This is a genomic window from Salipaludibacillus agaradhaerens (assembly GCF_002019735.1).
In the GTDB taxonomy this organism is placed as follows: Bacteria; Bacillota; Bacilli; order Bacillales; family Salisediminibacteriaceae; genus Salipaludibacillus; species Salipaludibacillus agaradhaerens.
On the sequence record NZ_KV917378.1, the window covers coordinates 985,114 to 1,001,018 of the forward strand.

Sequence of the window (15,905 nt, forward strand, 5' to 3'; positions counted from 1 at the left end):
AACCCAGTTTACCACTAGGTTACTACACCAAGCTTGGAGGTTGAGAGACATGACTAAAATGATCAAGTCGGTGTTATTAGATGACCCTGCATACTATAACAATCGAGAATTAAGTTGGCTCAGCTTTAACGAACGGGTACTCCAAGAAGCAATGGATAAAAATAACCCTTTGTTAGAGCGTCTAAAGTTTATGGCCATTTTCAGCTCAAATCTCGACGAGTTTTTTATGGTTCGAGTAGCAGGTTTGAAGGATCAGGTTAAAGCTGGTTTTAATAAACCTGAGAATAAGGCTGGCTTAACTCCAAAACAGCAATTAAACAAAATTGCGGAACGAAGTCATCATCTCGTTAAGGAACAATATCATTTATATACCCAGATACTCCAACCGCTATTAGAAAAAGAGGGAATATATTTTCTCACCATGACTGACTTGAACGATACTCAATATGACATGCTAGCAAATCATTTCCACAACTATATTTTACCTGTTTTAACACCGATGGCTATCGACGCTTATCGCCCCTTCCCCATGTTACTAAATAAAAGTTTAAACTTGGCTATTTTGCTAGGAAATGAGTCGAACAATGACCAAGAACAAAAGCTTGCTATCGTTCAAGTACCATCAGTTCTGAAACGTACGATCATCTTACCAACAGACAGCCATTATTCCTCTTTTATTTTTCTTGAAGATGTTATTAGTCATTTTATAAATGACTTGTTTCAAGGTTATTCAGTGATGGCCGTCTCCCCTTTTAGAATTACCCGTAATGCCGACTTAACGATTCATGAAGAAGACGCTCGAGATTTGTTGGCTGAAATTGAAAAGGAATTGAAAAAAAGAAAATGGGGTAGTGCTGTCCGTTTAGAAATACAAGCAAATCAAATGGATGAGAACCTTCTGTCTTTTTTAATGGGGGTTCTAGAATTGAGTGAAGATGACGTTTATAGCGTAGAGGGGCCTCTAGATTTTTCGTTTTTCACAAGCTTCTACGAAAATATGGCGCAGGATTGGGAACACCTCGTAAATGACGCCTACATCCCACAGCCACCAGCTGATTTAAGGCATAAAAACGATCTTTTTCAAGCTATACTTGAAAAAGACATCTTTCTCCATCATCCCTATGAGTCTTTTCAACCAGTTGTTGATTTGATCACACATGCCGCTAAAGATCCAGATGTACTTGCAATTAAACAAACATTATACAGGGTCAGTGGAGATTCCCCGATCATCCAAGCATTAACTGAAGCAGCCGATGCTGGTAAACAAGTCACTGTTCTCGTAGAGCTTAAAGCGCGATTTGATGAGGAGAAAAATATTCAATGGGCGAAGCGATTAGAGAAGTCAGGGGTTCATGTCATCTATGGGATTACCGGCCTTAAAACTCATAGTAAAATAACCTTAATTATTAGACATGATAATGACACCATTCAACGATTTGTTCACCTCGGAACAGGCAATTATAATGACAGCACAGCAAAATTTTACACCGACATGGGGTTATTGACCTCTAGAGCAAGTATGGGAGAAGATGCAACAAATTTTTTTAATTACCTTAGTGGCTTTACGTGTAAGCCAAAATGGCATGATATTGTCATTTCTCCAGTAGACATGCGAGATAAATTTCTAACTCTAATTGAACAGGAAATAACTTACCATTCACAACATGGCAACGGGCGGATAATTGCCAAGATGAACTCTCTCACAGATAAACCGATTATTGTTAAGTTATATGAAGCAAGTAAAGAGGGTGTCAAAATCGATTTGATTGTTAGAGGCATCTGCTGTTTAAAACCCGGCATTCCTCATGTGAGTGAGAATATAACAGTTCGAAGTATTGTTGATCGTTTCCTTGAACATAGTAGGATCTTTTACTTTCACCATAATGGTGAAGAAGCTCTTTTTTTATCCTCGGCAGATTGGATGACACGAAATATGGATAAACGAATCGAGATTCTATTTCCAATTTACTCTATAGAAATAAAAGATCGTATAATAAATGTATTAACTCTAACCTTAAAAGACAATGTGAAAGCCCGACTGCAACATACAGATGGTACTTATCACTATCTACCTCGTCATGAAAATGAGCCACTGATTCAAAGTCAACGACTTTTTTATGAGGAAGCAGCCATGTTTTTTGAAGACGACTAGGCAGTCCAGTAATAGGTTAAGAGTAGCGTAAGCCCTTTTTAAATTATGCCACTTCCAGTATCAGATTAAATAAAAAGAAGGACCAATCTCATCTCTCTCTTAATAAATGTTGTTTGGCTATTCCACCGGACAAAGCTAAAAAGCATGAGTTCGATACAACATCGAACTCATGCCTAACTAACAGTCTCTTTGTACCCTCAATCATGAAGAAAGGGTGGATGGGACGTTGTAATAAAACTGAGTAAACACTGTGGTTCAGTCATCCGTTTAGTGGTTCTTCGATTTTAAAGTGGTCCATTTTAATGATTGATTTAGACCCACTTTCAGATTTCTACTGTTAATCACAAAAGTTAACTAAGTATTCATTAGCTCATTGAAACATGGACCAATCTACTCTCCTCTTCCACTCTTAATGTTAGGCAGCTTGTTGATCTTCTTCCTTAGGTTTACGCAAAAGCTTAAACACGAGTCCTTGCTTCGGGGAGAATAGAAAGGCTACCGCAAAAATACCTGAGGCTGTCACAACGATTGAGCCTCCTGATGACACATTGTATATAACGGATAAGTACAGGCCTACTATGCCAGAAACAACACCAATTAGCGCTGCTAATATCAACATGATAGAAAACCTTTCTGTTAACAAATAGGCAGTGGCTCCCGGTGTAATTAACATAGCAACAACAAGAATAATACCGACTGTTTGCAACGATGCCACTGTTACAAATGACAATAAAAGCATAAGTAAATAATGTATCCACTTTACAGGAAGTCCTGAAGCTTTCGCCATTGTTTCATCGAACGTACTAAGCAAAAGAGGTCTGTAAAATATTACAACAGCTGCAATGACAAAAATCCCTATACCTAACGTTGAATAAAGGTTTGTGCGAGAAACAGCCAATACATTACCAAATAAAATATGTTGAAGATCCACTCCAGAGCCATTTAAACTAGTTATCATAATAACCCCCACAGCAAACATAGCTGTGAACATAATCCCTATAGCTGAATCCTCTTTAATTCGACTATTTTGCGAAATAAAACCGATAGCAAGAGCCGTTAGAACCCCTGCAATAACAGCACCAATGAAAAAATTAACACCGAGCATATATGCGAGAACTACACCGGGAAGAACAGCGTGGGAAATAGCGTCTCCCATTAAAGCCATTCCCCTCATAATGATAAAACAACCGATGACGCCACAAATGATACCAACTAAAATTGACGTATATAAGGCGGTTTGTAAATACGGATAGTTTGCTAATTGGTAGAGAAAAGATTCTATGTTTTCCATTAAGGACCCACCACCATCATATTATTTCCATTATTTAAGACAGCTGCTTTGCCTTCATAGGCTTCCTGCAGCAAGTCCGGCGTATATACATTCGCAACTTCTCCCGACTGAATTAGGCGCTTATTCAATAAAATAAGGTGATCAAAATACTTCTCCACCTTACTTAAGTCATGATGTATAACAAAGATTGTTTTACCAGCATCACGTAACTGGTGTAACAAATTTACAATTATTTCCTCTGACTTTACATCAATACCGACAAATGGTTCATCAAGAAAAAATAAATCAGCATCTTGAGCTAATGCACGAGCCAGAAAGACCCGTTGCTGCTGGCCACCGGATAGTTCTCCAATTTGCCTTTTAGCAAATTGGTCCATACCTAATTTAATAAGTGCTTCTTTCGCTTTAGCTTTATCTTTTCGACTTATTAGTTCATACCATGGTACATGCATATACCTTCCCATAAGTACCACATCTTCTACACGAACAGGAAAATCCCAATCGATCAACGTACGTTGTGGTACATAAGCAATTTTTTTTCGCACGGCCGCGACTTTTTTACCAAAAAAAGTGACCGATCCTTTACTTTTTTCCAATCCAAGCATCGCTTTCATTAATGTCGATTTTCCAGCCCCATTAGGTCCTATAACACCTATTATTTTGCCTGAACAAACATTAAAGGAGATATCCTCAATAGCAGTGTGACCATGGTAATGAACAGATAACTTGTTGACACTAATCTCTTGTTTGGAACCCATAATAATCCCTCCTTTTTCACACTAATTACGCTGAAACATATAAGGTTAAACCAATATAAAGTCAGACCCTTGTCCGGTAGAAAACTCATAACTTTATATGGTTAAAAACAGATAAAGGGTGTTGCTACTATATGCACCTATTTCGTATACGTGCAATCGTCGTAAAAGTTGTGTATAAGTCAAAAACTTTCCCTAGGGAAACTTTTAAGATAGATTTATTATAAACCACTTATTTCTAACATGCAATGACTAAAGTTCATGTCATGAATGATTAGTCATCTTTGAATTGGCTTTTCCTTTTTCTTTTATACCCCCTCTCACTATTTAATGACACCTACTATTTCAGTGTAAAAGTATAAGAAAATTTAGAAAGAAGAGATCGGGGATTGAAAATTCAATAAAAAGTGAATACGAGAGAAAAATTATAAAACAAACTTCAATTAGTGGAGGTTTTCATACTTCTCCCACTGATTGGTAGTTGAGGAGGATGTTTTACGGACGGTTATCTGCGATAAATTTAATTAGGGGTTAAGTGATAGGGGATAAAATCATTTCCTTATGGATAATTTATAACAATAAATCACGAAAAGCTTATTTTAAAAATGACCCCCGAACAATAAAATAAACTGTGTAAGTAAGAAACCATCTGGGTTTTTACTTACACAGTTTTACCTTTAAGCGGGTAATGAGTATAAAAATAACGGAGTGTTTTGGAACCAAAGAGACTAACTTCATAGAACAAGGCATCATCAACCAAGATCCTTTAAAGATATGCAAAGGGCGTTAAAAAATGCCCCCGCCATTACCCTTTTAGACGATTTTAGTAGTAATGGGTACTACAACCGAATAAGTAGGTATTTGAAAACATGGCTTTACCCCCATATTTATAGTTCCGTGTAACTATCTCCCTCTCAGAAATGGGGAACGTAATTTTTTAATCATTTTTCGGCTAGTGAGGTTCTAGCCGGAATTTCGTTATATAGTGGTAGCTTAAGTGTTACGGTAGTACCCTTGTCACATATACTCTCAATTTCGAATAGCCCATTATGCTCTTCGATAATCTGTCTTCCTAAAGGAATACCGATCCCTGTTCCTGAATTTTTTGTCGTAAAGAACGGCTCGTTTATCTTTTCAAGAAGGTGGGGAGGGATGCCTGGCCCATAATCCTTCAAGCTAATGACATAATAGTCATGTTTAATGGCTGCAGAAACGTGGAGTATTCTATTCGCTTCCTGCCCCTCATATGCTTCGATAGCATTTCTCATAATATTAATAAGCACCTGTTTAATCATCTGCTCATTTACATACAAATACGCTTCTGTCTCCTGAATGTCGTAAACAAATTCCACATCATGAAGTGTACATTCTGAGTGGAAAATCATTAACATCGATTCCACTAATTCTTCTGGTTGAAGGTACCGCTTGTCCATTTTCTTTCTAGAAATCGATAGAAAATCTTCAATTATTTTATTCATTCTGTCCATCTCTGAATAAATCGTATCATAGTATTTATCAAGATTATTGGATAACTTCGATAATTGAATAAACCCTTTAATAACAGATAATGGATTTCTTAATTCGTGGGCAACACCCGCAGCTATTTGCGAAACAGCCTGCATTTGCTGCTGATAAGATAAAAGCTCTTCATACCGTTCCTGAAAACTTTCATCTTTCACCATAATTAATATATGATCGCCATCTGTTAACCCTTTTATTACAAGTCTCACATCATTTGTACGATACTCTGCATAAGCATCTCGATTAGTTAAACTTAATTGACTGAAAACAAGACAATATTTTTCATAAATAGGGTGTGCATTTTTCCCCACACTAATATGAGCGGCATTATTCTCTTTAATCACCATTTGTTTATGTAATTTTTTTAAATGAGTATTACTTTTTAGGATTCTCCCTTGCTTATTAACCATCATCGCAGGAATAGGAAATTTATTCAGATCAAAAAATCTCAAAGTGTCTGACTCTTTTACTCTATTTCCCAATATATAAATTTTATCATCCACTTTTTTACCTTTACAGTCAAAAAGAATATCTTCCCCATCTATTAAAAGAGAAAAGCGTTTCAGTCCAATAACAGCTCCATTAGCGATCGCCTGAATAAAGGATTGCACTTCATTATAAGGCGTCAAGTGGTGATAAGGGTGATAGAGTAGTCTCGATAATCGAGGCTCTTTCGTAATAACATCTATCACTTGTAATTCTCCATCTAAGACAATACAAAACTCTGATGACAGGTGAATCAGTTCCAGAAATAATTCTTTTTGTGGCACTTCATTTACTTTCTTCATAATGAAAGCTCTCCTTATCATCAAGATATATCATTCTTCTTTTTAACTTTTCACACAACTTATCCATTATTATACATGATCTAGCACACATACGGGGGTGTTATCATAAATTAAATAAAGGTAATGTATGTTCCAATTAAGTGTCTTGTAGGAGGGAAAACTTTTGAACCCTGTCATTCGGGAACTCGTCAATCAGCAAATACGTCAACTTACGCTAAAAGAGCTTATTACGCGAGCTAGAAAAGAAGGCATATCGCTCACTGTGCAAGAAGCTAGACAGCTACTGGCAATGCTTCAACAACCACCGTTGGACATTGCGGATAAGGAAAGAGTTAAACGTTTAAAGCAGCAACTTCGTGAAGACTTCCCCCATCACTACGATACAGCTATGGCATTATTAAAGCCATATGAGCATTATTTAGATTGAGATATTCTTGGCTTATCTCTTTTTATGTCAGCAAAAAAGCATTCAGAGGACCTCCTCCTGAATGCTTCTCTTTTAATCAAATTTCCCATTATTCCACAATTCCTTGTAATAGTTCTTCCTTAAGACTTGAATGAAACTTCCGTTCTTTTAACATCATGATTTCCTTTTTATAAGGTGCTTTCTTATTAGTTTTATCAGTCCCTACATAAGGGGTCTCAAGAATTTTAGGAATTTGACTAAATACCTCATGATTTAAAATCTCATCGATTGCTTCAAACCCTATATGACCAAATCCAATATTCTCGTGGCGATCCTTTGCCGCTCCACATTCGTTTTTACTATCATTAACATGCAAAACTTTAATTCTGTCTAGACCAACAACTTTATCAAACTGATTTAATACCCCATCAAGGTCGTTAACAATATCATAACCTGAGTCGTGTACGTGGCATGTATCAAAGCAAACAGACAATTTATGATTGTGGGTCACTCCGCTAATGATATCTGCAAGCTCTTCAAATGTTCGTCCACATTCTGAACCTTTACCTGCCATTGTTTCTAGAGCAATTTGAACATCTTGATTTGGGTCTAATACTTCATTTAACCCTTCAATAATTTTCTTAATGCCTTTTTCTGTCCCTTCACCTACATGAGCTCCAGGATGAAGAACAATCTGTTTTGCTCCAATTGCTTCTGTTCGGTCTATTTCACTCTTTAAAAAATCAACACCTAACTGAAATGTTTCTGGTTTAACAGTGTTAGCAATATTAATGATATAGGGTGCGTGAACAACTATATTAGAAATACCATATTCTTTCATATGAGCTTGTCCAGCCTCAATATTTAGATCTTCAATAGCTTTACGTCGTGTATTTTGCGGTGCCCCCGTGTACACCATAAACGTCGTTGCGCCATAAGATAATGCCTCTTCACTAGCTCCCAAAAGCATCTTTTTACCACTCATGGACACATGTGAACCTAATAACATAACTCTTTCCCCTTTCATCAAAAGCCCTATCCTTTACGTTGGTTTATTCTCTTCTCCCGTTTCATCTTACTCGCTATTTGTTTCTTTATTTTCTTCTTATATCCTGGCTTTACTTTTTTTGATTTCTTTATGCCTTTTAATGCTCCAGGTGCATTTGGATTTGGTTGGCGCGGAGAAAATTGTCGTTTCTCAATCGACACCCACTCCCCTTGCTTAATTTCTTTATACTTAAATTGAATACCTTGTTTTTCTAACTTTTCGATACTTTGTTGATCGTTTCGCCCATATAATGTAATTGTAGTACCTTCCCAGCCAGCACGAGCTGTCCTACCTGCTCTGTGCACGTAATATTCCAGCTCTTTAGGAAGTTCATAGTTAATGATATGGGTGATGCCTTTTATGTCAATGCCTCGCGCAATTAAATCGGTAGCCACTAAGTATTGAATTTCTGCTTCTTGGAGTTTTTTCAAAACTTTTTTCCGATGACGCGGAGGCATACCACCATGCAAGCAATCAACATTTAACCCTTCATTCCGTAGAACTTCAAATACGTCGTCAGCGGTCTCCTTCGTGTTTGTAAAAATGATCGCTAAATAGGGTTGAATCGATGACGTCACTTTTTTAATAAGTTCAACTCTATCTCTATCGCGATCATTTATGAGCCAATGACTTATTTTTTTAGGTGAAGCAACCTTAGCTTCTACTTCTACTTGCTTCGGGTTTTTCATATATTTCTTAAGAAACGGCTTTAGCTTCTCTGGAATGGTTGCAGAAAATACAAGGAGCTGTAAGTCTTCATTCATCCTTGTAGCAATCTCATCCACATCTTCTAAGAAACCCATATCAAGCATTTGGTCAGCTTCATCAACGACAAAGCTTTTAATGCTATCTGTTTTAATAGCTCGTTCCTTTAGCATATCTAAAATTCGCCCAGGTGTACCAATAACTAGATGGGGCTGCTGTTGAGCCTTCTCAATCATCCGAAGTCTGTCAGTTCCGCCAACAACTAATTGAGAAGTAATCACTTCCGGACTGGCTTCTATATAGCGCTTGGCTACTTCATACAATTGAATCGCTAATTCCCTCGTAGGCGCTGTAATAACTAATTGTGTTGCCTTTTTCTCCTCTTCTATCTTATCTAATAATGGTAGTAAAAACGCCAATGTTTTTCCGGTCCCTGTCTGCGACCGACCGATGACATCCTGCCCATTTTTGATAGAGGGGATTAGTCTTTCCTGTATTTCAGTTGGTAAGGTAATGTTATTTTCTTTTAGTGCTTCAATTAAAAATGCCTTCAAGTTAAATCGTTCAAAATTATGTGTCACGCTTTTTCCTACTTTCTGTCTTGTGCCTTCGCATTTCACAATAATGCGATTACGCTAATTATATATTTTACCATGAAAAGATTAGCGGCCGCCACTTTAATTAACATGAATCATAAATTTACACGCTTTCTTATGTGCCTCATGTAAGGATATCGATGTTCAAAAGCGCACTTAACAAAATCATCCGCCTATACATTTTTGATCAATTGGCATATGACTATAAATAGGAGGTCATGTTTGAAAGGATGATCATAAATGTTCGGCCCACCTTTTTCGCCACCACCAATGCCACCTGCAACACCTCCTTACCTTCCTGGAGGTGTCATGTCTGCACCAGCTTCTGTCGGACAGGGAGCAGGCTTATTATCCCGTCTTTTTGGCAGTGGTGCGTCCGCCGCTGGAAATGTCGCCAGCGGCTTATCAACAGGAAGTCAAGGATTTAATCTTGGTCAAATGATGGGGATGGTACAAAATGCACAAAAAGTGATTCAAACGGTGCAAACAGTTGGCCCTATTGTGCAACAGTATGGACCATTAGTTAAAGCTATTCCACAATTTTTACAAATTATGAATTCCAATTCCGGCGGAGCTAATACGCCAGCGCAAAACAACGACCCGACAACTGAAACGACTGAAGCAGAAAGTGAAAATAAGTCTCAGGAGGCAGAAAAAACAAAACAAATCAGTCAAGAAAAGGAGACAAAGCCACCGGTAGAAAAAGAAGAAAAAGAAACCTCTAAGACTGAGGAAAAGAAACCGAGAGATAAGACATCACCGAAAGAAAAAGAAAAGAAAAAACGACGGCACCTCTCTCGAAAAAGCTCTAGCCAATCTAAAAGGAACACAAAAAAGGCATCCAAAACGAATAATATACCAAAACCAAAATTATATATCTGAATTTTGGAAGTTCTGAGGGTGACATCTTGCTATTCCAGTAACTAAATAAATGAAAATTATTGCTGTTACCCATTGACTAAACTCAAATATCATAGTAAAATTTTATATTTTGCTGTCATTTGTGTTATAATAATAACACTACTCAATTGGAGGGATCGCCATGTTTAAAGTGGGAGATAGTGTTGTGTACCCTTATCACGGTGCTGGTAAGATAACAGATATGGAAGAGAAAGATATACTCGGACAAAAAATGTCCTACTTTGTAGTGTTTTTTCCTCTAAATCATGTCACATTAATGCTTCCAGAAAAAAACATCGAAGAATCCGGATTAAGAAGGATCATCGATGCGGATCAACTTGAAGAAGTTGCCCATGCCCTTAGTACATCTGCTCCCTCAGTCGTTAAAGATACAGCCCGTCCTTACTCTAAAGAGAATGAAACTTTATTAAAATCAGGTAATATTCTTGATGCGGCTAGTGTCATCGCCAATCTAACATCTAAAAAATGCGCTCGAAACAATGGTCTTCATATGGAGGATCGTAAAAACCTAGACAGAGCTAAACAATTTATAGTGAGCGAGTTGATGCTGGTAAAGAAATTTACTGAAGATGAAGCAATGACCTTTATTGATGAGCACTGTCAAGAAGCATAAATTCCGAAAAAAAATATGGAAACACTGAAAAACGGATGTTAAATTAACATCTGTTTTTTTGTATTGTTTATATAAAATAACTACATATGTTTGTCAACAACTACACAAGCCTTTATAATAGATGTGATAAAGTTATCAACATGTCTTGTTACATCATCATCGGCAAGTTAGAGGAGGATACTGATGGAGGTTTTAAAAATTTCCCCACGGGGTTATTGTTACGGCGTGGTAGATGCTATGGTTATGGCTAAACAAGCTGCGGAAAATCCAGATTTACCACGGCCTATCTATATATTAGGAATGATTGTTCACAATAAACATGTGACAGATGCCTTTGACGAAGAGGGTATTATCACGCTTGACGGTCCAAACAGATTAGAGATTATTAAGCAAGTTGATAAAGGAACCGTTATTTTTACGGCACATGGCGTTTCCCCAGAAGTACGAACTATCGCTAAAGAAAAAGGATTAACGACGATCGATGCCACATGTCCAGATGTAACCGTCACTCATGACCTAATTCGAAATAAAATGAAAGAGGGCTACGAGTTTATCTACATTGGTAAGAAAGGACACCCCGAGCCAGAAGGTGCTATCGGTGTTGCGCCAGACATTGTTTATTTAGTAGAAAATGTTGAAGATGTAGAAAGACTTCAGCTGAAAGGCAATAAAATTCTTATAACAAACCAGACGACAATGAGTCAATGGGATGTCTCTCACATCATTAAAGCTGCGAAAAACAAATACCCTGAAGCAGAGGTCCATAACGAAATTTGCATGGCTACTCAAGTTCGTCAAGAAGCTGTTGCTGAACAAGCTGGAGAAGCTGATTTACTAATTGTGGTGGGTGATCCGAAAAGTAATAACTCTAATCGTCTCGCACAAGTATCGATGGACATTACCGGAACACCTGCCTACAGAATAGCAAATGTTAATGAACTCAATCTTGAATGGCTTAAAGGGATCAAAAAAGTGGCAGTCACTGCTGGGGCTAGCACACCCACTCCTGTTACAAAAGAAGTGATTGCTTTCATCGAAAAGTTTAATGAAGATGACCCCCACACATGGGATACGACGAGTACTGTTAAATTAACAAAAATTCTCCCTAAAGTGAGAAAGAAAAAAGCGGAGCGGGCCTAAATATAATTCAAAATCCGGGAGAATGCCCTCCCGGATTGTTTAATAGACATTTTTTACTGAAGCATGGATCCAATCCCCTTTTTCCCGCAAACTCTTCATTCCCTGTTAACAGTCATTTATTAGATAAAACGGAAGGGATCAGTATTTAACTTAGAAATAATAACATCTGTGTTATATTTTTTTTCTTTAATAAATGACTGAATTTTTTTACATACCCCTTCCTTCATTATTTTCTCAACATTATGTCCAGGATCAATCATGGCGAGCCCTTCCATCATGGCATCGTGGGCAACATGATAATAAATGTCACCGGTCACAAAAACATCTGCCCCTTGATGTAAAGCAGCGGACATATATTTGTTACCATCGCCCCCTAATACAGCTACTTTTTTTACCTTTTTAGTTGCCTCACCAACGACTCTGACAGTCTTAACGTCAAACGCATTTTTTACCTTTTCAGCAAATTCGTCCAACGTTACACTTTCATTTAAGTCCCCTATGCGACCTAAACCATAACTTGCAGCTCTTGATGCCATATCATATAAATCATAGGCCACTTCCTCGTAAGGATGCGCTTTTTCCATGGCACGTAAAACTTTTTTTTGTATACTCGCAGGGAAGACACTCTCTATCTTAACTTCATCTACATATTCCATTTCCCCTTGTTTACCTATATAGGGATCAGCATTGTCTCCAGGCTTAAAAGCCCCCATTCCACTAGAAGTAAAGCTACAATGACTATAATCACCTATATCTCCTGCTCCTGCTTGACCAATCGCTTCTCTTACTTGTGCCGCCTGTTCTTCAGGTACAAACACGACAAGTTTTTTTAATAGTTCAGCACCAGTTTCTGCAAGAACACGGGTATCTGTAAGCTCTAATGCTTCCGCCATCATGTCATTGACCCCACCTGTGGTCACATCTAAATTCGTATGGGCGGTATAAACGGTTATATCATGCTTAATTAATTTCTCAATCGCTCTTCCATAAGATGTATCAGTTCTTAACACTTTGATCGGCTTAAAAATGAGGGGATGGTGAGAGATAATTAAATCGACATTGTTGTTTATAGCTTCATCAACGACGGGCTCAAGCACATCTAATGCAATCATGATTTTTTTCACAGGCTTGTTTAACGTGCCTATTTGCAGACCAATTTTATCCCCTTCAACTGCATAGGATTTTGGAGAAAATTTTTCAAACGCCTGAATAACCGTTTGACCGTTCGCATGTTTCATTATAACTCCTCCTCCAACCAAGTCATCTTTTGACTTAATTGCTGTTTTTTTTCTTTCAGCAACTCATCCTGTCCACTAAGAGCGAGTTGTTGATTAATTTTCTCTATTTGTTGACGTTCCCTCTTCCACTTCTTCTCAAAAGCAGTATTTTTATTTTTTAATAAATATGGACCAAGCCACAGTTGCTTTTCTAAATCTTCAGTATCATAAGGTGTTAAACCACGTCCCTTTTCAGCAACTAAAATTTCATATACATGACCATCTTCTTCTAGAATCTCTTCATCAATAAGTTTCCATTTATTTCCCAACAACCATCTTCTTATATGATCTGCTGCAACATTTGGCTGTAAAATGAGACGTTCAACTAAGTTTAACCGCTCTTTCCCTTCTTCTAAAATAGTCGCAATTAAAGGCCCACCCATTCCTGCAATAACAACGGTATTAACATTCTCATTTTCTAAAACCTCTAAACCATTTCCCAACTTGGCACTTATTTTATCAGTTAAGCCATTTGAACGAATATGCGCTTTGGCAGACGCTAACGGCCCTTGATTCACTTCACCAGCTACAACAAAGGGACATTTACCGCTCTGAACCAAATAAACAGCTAAGTAAGCATGATCAGATCCAATATCCCCTACTATTGCACCACAAGGAACATGATCACTTACTTTTTTTAACCTTTTAGACAACTTTTCATGATTCATCCTATTCACCAATTTCCTTTATGTAAGTTAGGCACATAACCTTCTCTCGGCGTCACACGTTCACTCAATTTACAGCATAACAGCTGACAGAAAGGATACGTTTATTCAAACTTTTTTAAAATTAAATTGTATTAGAAAAAGAAGGATACAAAAGATCCTTCTCCCACGCAGTATATTATCATTGTACTGCCTTTTAAACTGCCTGTTTACGAATTAAAGTTATTCGTTTTCTGCCAAAATAAATTCAGCCACCGCTTCAGCTTCTTCACCAGTGACTAAGCCTGCGGGCATTGTACCAGGTCCTTCAGAAATAGCATTCAAAATATCCTCTTGGGATAGATTTCCGCCATCAAGAGCTGGTCCAGAGGCCCCTTCCAATTCCCCGCCGTGACAGGAAACACAGCTACTTTGATAGAGGCTTTCACCTAATTCAATTGGATCATCAAATTCTTGTGCTTCATTATTATCCCCATTTTCAGAAGCCTGATCATCCATATTAATGCCAACAAATGATAAGATGATAATTAAGCCTATTCCCAGTACAGCTGTTACTGCAAAAGGGTAGAGGGGTTTTCCTTTCATCTTGTATGTACCTCCCTTTTAGTGTCTCTCTTTTCCCCAACGTATATAAAATTTATGCCGAGCTCTATTATATTGTATACGAAAATGAATCAATAGAAAAGTAAAAAAGCGTTTCCTTTTTTGATGGTTATTCCTGCTTCTTTTTAAACGTATCTGTCATCGTCTTCGGATCATTTGTTATAATCGCATCCACATTTCTAGCAGCGCAACGCATCGCCTCTTTTATCGTATGAACATTGTAGGCTCTTACTGTTAAACCTTTCTTTGCCCATCGACGGTAATAGCGCATAGCATGATAGCTATGGCGTATATGAATGGCTTCTGCTTCAATTTTTTTAGCGTATTTAATCGCTCTTAAAATGGGGACCTTCGTTAAAAAAGCTGTATGGAGATCTGGACAAAGCCTTTTCACTTCCACAAGATAAGGGTGATAGAAGCTGGATATAACGGCTCTATGAAGCAAATCATGGTCAATGATTTCCTCTATACACCTTTTTACAAAGTCATTCTCTTGTGTTGTCTGCTTTTTCAACTCAACATGCAATTGAAAAGCCTCATGACTAGCCCACGTTAGAACGTCAGAAAAAGTAGGAATTCTTTCACCAAAAAATGTTTCATCAAATAGAACCCCTGCATCGAATTGTTGTAATTCTGACAGTGTGTAAGATGAAACAGCACCACTGCCATTTGTTGTCCTGTCAATGGTTGAATCGTGAATGACGACCGGAATTTTATCTTTTGTGAATTGCAGATCAAATTCAATCCCGTCCACCGGGTACATAGATGCCGATCTAAATGCCGCCATCGTATTTTCTGGAGTATGTCGCTTGTTTCCTCTATGAGCGATAATTTTCATAGATAGTCTCAACACCCTTACGAGATTATATACGGCCTAATATAATTAAAGCGATAAATAATAGAATGCCTGTTCCACCTGCGATATATAAATAATGATACTTGAAACGCCAACCTGTTATAATCCATATACAGCATAACGTTATAATGCCAATAGCAAGATATAATGTATTTTCAGGCGCCATGAGATTAGCAGAAGCAATGATAAATACAAATGAAATAAAAGCAGCCAGTATAACATATAAGTGTGAGACCAACATATTTCTTTTATTATAAAAAATAGCTCCTACTAAACTAATCATCAAGAAAATGAAGAGAAAGATCACTTGCACTCCAGGTGAAACTTGTGTGAAATAAATCATGACTAATACTAACACAAAAATGCCAATCATCACCATTAAACTAAGGAAGGCTTTTGTTAGGTAACGGAATATAAAGCTCCGTTTAACGGTTTTTTCATCATCTGATGCAGGAGCTTCACCTTCAGTATACAATTGTAGTAAAAACTGACAATATGTATCTGGTAACAGTTTATTTTCTTGCCATTTTTTTATTTCATTTATAATTATATTATTCCGTTCCTCCAT

The 15,905-nt window shown here is 37.5% G+C and carries 15 protein-coding genes; 5 read left to right on the plus strand and 10 right to left on the minus strand.

The annotated features are described in order from the left end of the window. Nucleotides 1–49 precede the first annotated feature (49 nt). Complete coding sequence (locus BK581_RS04720; RefSeq protein WP_078577079.1) at nt 50–2,152, plus strand: RNA degradosome polyphosphate kinase; 2,103 nt, start codon at nt 50–52, stop codon at nt 2,150–2,152. Nucleotides 2,153–2,567: 415 nt separating this feature from the next. Here the strand turns inward: BK581_RS04720 and BK581_RS04725 are convergent, their stop codons facing one another. From BK581_RS04725 to BK581_RS04735, 3 genes are all read right to left on the minus strand, one after another. After that, nucleotides 2,568–3,443, minus strand: coding sequence for a metal ABC transporter permease (locus BK581_RS04725; RefSeq protein WP_078577080.1), 876 nt, complete (start codon nt 3,441–3,443; stop codon nt 2,568–2,570). Continuing rightward, nucleotides 3,443–4,201 (minus strand): metal ABC transporter ATP-binding protein, encoded by a 759-nt coding sequence (locus tag BK581_RS04730; protein ID WP_078577081.1) that lies wholly within the window; start codon nt 4,199–4,201, stop codon nt 3,443–3,445. Before BK581_RS04730 ends, BK581_RS04725 begins: the two co-directional genes overlap by 1 nt. A gap of 938 nt (nt 4,202–5,139) precedes the next feature. Next, a complete protein-coding gene (locus tag BK581_RS04735; protein WP_169837545.1) occupies nt 5,140–6,507 on the minus strand; it encodes an ATP-binding protein in 1,368 nt (455 codons plus the stop codon). 163 nt (nt 6,508–6,670) lie between these two features. Between BK581_RS04735 and BK581_RS04740 the strand changes: the two genes are divergently transcribed. After that, complete coding sequence (locus BK581_RS04740; protein WP_078577083.1) at nt 6,671–6,934, plus strand: DUF2624 family protein; 264 nt, start codon at nt 6,671–6,673, stop codon at nt 6,932–6,934. 88 nt (nt 6,935–7,022) lie between these two features. Here the strand turns inward: BK581_RS04740 and BK581_RS04745 are convergent, their stop codons facing one another. Together BK581_RS04745 and BK581_RS04750 are read right to left on the minus strand one after the other, a co-directional pair. Beyond that, nucleotides 7,023–7,940, minus strand: a complete 918-nt coding sequence (locus BK581_RS04745; protein WP_095995529.1) for a deoxyribonuclease IV — start codon at nt 7,938–7,940, stop codon at nt 7,023–7,025. An 8-nt stretch (nt 7,941–7,948) separates the two neighbouring features. Continuing rightward, entirely contained in the window at nt 7,949–9,247 is a 1,299-nt protein-coding gene (locus tag BK581_RS04750) for a DEAD/DEAH box helicase (RefSeq protein ID WP_078577085.1), read from the minus strand. Between the two features lie 255 nt (nt 9,248–9,502). Here BK581_RS04750 and vrrA point away from each other — a divergent pair, with 255 nt between their 5' ends. The 3 genes from vrrA to BK581_RS04765 all read left to right on the plus strand — a co-directional run bounded on the left by vrrA (nt 9,503) and on the right by BK581_RS04765 (nt 11,936). Then, on the plus strand, nt 9,503–10,144 hold the full coding sequence (gene vrrA / locus BK581_RS04755) for a VrrA/YqfQ family protein (RefSeq protein WP_078577086.1): 642 nt from the start codon (nt 9,503–9,505) through the stop codon (nt 10,142–10,144). Nucleotides 10,145–10,304: 160 nt separating this feature from the next. Beyond that, the gene (locus BK581_RS04760; RefSeq protein WP_078577087.1) at nt 10,305–10,796 is read left to right on the plus strand and encodes a CarD family transcriptional regulator; all 492 of its coding nucleotides are present in this window, start codon (nt 10,305–10,307) and stop codon (nt 10,794–10,796) included. Nucleotides 10,797–10,979: 183 nt separating this feature from the next. Next, nucleotides 10,980–11,936, plus strand: a complete 957-nt coding sequence (locus BK581_RS04765; protein ID WP_078577088.1) for a 4-hydroxy-3-methylbut-2-enyl diphosphate reductase — start codon at nt 10,980–10,982, stop codon at nt 11,934–11,936. A 119-nt stretch (nt 11,937–12,055) separates the two neighbouring features. Here BK581_RS04765 and BK581_RS04770 read toward each other — a convergent pair whose 3' ends face one another. The 5 genes from BK581_RS04770 to BK581_RS04790 form a co-directional block, all read right to left on the minus strand. Beyond that, nucleotides 12,056–13,174 carry a Nif3-like dinuclear metal center hexameric protein gene (locus BK581_RS04770; protein ID WP_078577089.1) on the minus strand — a complete coding sequence of 373 codons (1,119 nt, stop codon included), beginning with the start codon at nt 13,172–13,174 and terminating at the stop codon, nt 12,056–12,058. Continuing rightward, on the minus strand, nt 13,174–13,881 hold the full coding sequence (locus BK581_RS04775; RefSeq protein WP_078577090.1) for a tRNA (adenine(22)-N(1))-methyltransferase: 708 nt from the start codon (nt 13,879–13,881) through the stop codon (nt 13,174–13,176). The genes BK581_RS04770 and BK581_RS04775 overlap by 1 nt, the downstream gene beginning before the upstream one ends. A gap of 219 nt (nt 13,882–14,100) precedes the next feature. Then, nucleotides 14,101–14,463 carry a c-type cytochrome gene (locus tag BK581_RS04780; protein ID WP_078577091.1) on the minus strand — a complete coding sequence of 121 codons (363 nt, stop codon included), beginning with the start codon at nt 14,461–14,463 and terminating at the stop codon, nt 14,101–14,103. 127 nt (nt 14,464–14,590) lie between these two features. After that, nucleotides 14,591–15,319 carry a glycerophosphodiester phosphodiesterase gene (locus tag BK581_RS04785; protein WP_078577092.1) on the minus strand — a complete coding sequence of 243 codons (729 nt, stop codon included), beginning with the start codon at nt 15,317–15,319 and terminating at the stop codon, nt 14,591–14,593. Nucleotides 15,320–15,344: 25 nt separating this feature from the next. Continuing rightward, complete coding sequence (locus BK581_RS04790; protein WP_078577093.1) at nt 15,345–15,905, minus strand: hypothetical protein; 561 nt, start codon at nt 15,903–15,905, stop codon at nt 15,345–15,347.